The organism is Algoriphagus sp. A40 (genome assembly GCF_002002735.1).
Taxonomy (GTDB): Bacteria; Bacteroidota; Bacteroidia; order Cytophagales; family Cyclobacteriaceae; genus Algoriphagus.
Genome location: NZ_MUNY01000056.1, coordinates 1 through 925, shown reverse-complemented (window position 1 = coordinate 925; position 925 = coordinate 1). Strand labels below are relative to the sequence as shown.

The following is a 925-nucleotide window of genomic DNA, read 5'->3' as shown; positions in this document are numbered from 1 at the left end:
GTATAATAATAATAAATTATCTTATTTCGAATAATCGCAGTTAAGTACCCAATAAAACCACCGAATAAACAAACTCCAAAAAAACCTCCAAACAAAACACCTTCCGAAAATGTAGTAGAGGTTACATTGTGTTCAAAAGTCAAACCTTTATTCATTCCAGTAACTAAATCTGTGACAAGATATGAATAATGAGAATTAATAAATTCATTTGTATTAGAATGAGTTATCCCAGCAATAGAAAGAATTTTATCTCCAAAAACTGAAGTCAATGTTAGCCAATAGTTTGGCATTTCAACGCCAGACATATGAAGATCCCACACTCTCCAAGCAGCATTCCCTTGACTTATTGTTAATCTGTAAATAATAAACTCCAGAGCTGAAAAATTCTTTACTTGATTTGAATTTTCAATTGTTAAATTGTTAAAATCAATTAGTTTGACCTCCCGTTGATCAAATAGAAAAGCAAAAAAAACTAATAAAATTATTGCTGAAAATGAAAGAACAAATAGTTTCTTCAAACTGATTATATCATAATATATAATGGCCGAAGGAATCAAAAGAACAATAGCCGTGGATTTAAATCCCCAAGATGCTCCTATGCAAATTACTGTTATAAGGCAAATAATGTAAGTTTTCTTCAAGGTACCAATTACATTTCTATTTTTCTTATAAAGAATCGTCAAATAAACCAATATTCCAGGAGCAAAAAGCTTAGTGATCAGAAATGCTAGAAAACCTAATCCTCCTATATTAAGTCTAAATTCTCCTTTATCAATATTTCCCAGCAAAACCTGAATCCCCCCAAAAGCAAATAACATTAACACTAAAAAAAAAATTAAAATAGCCAATGATACTCTGAACTTCAGTTCAATATTTTTTTTATACTCCAAATTAATAAATTGAACCTTATTGAAATCTTTAATAT

1 protein-coding gene is annotated in these 925 nt (G+C 29.1%); it reads right to left on the bottom strand.

The window, feature by feature from the left end; translation table 11 throughout:
• On the bottom strand, nt 1–925 hold a 925-nt coding region (locus B0E43_RS22970; protein ID WP_168171950.1), incomplete at both ends, for a hypothetical protein.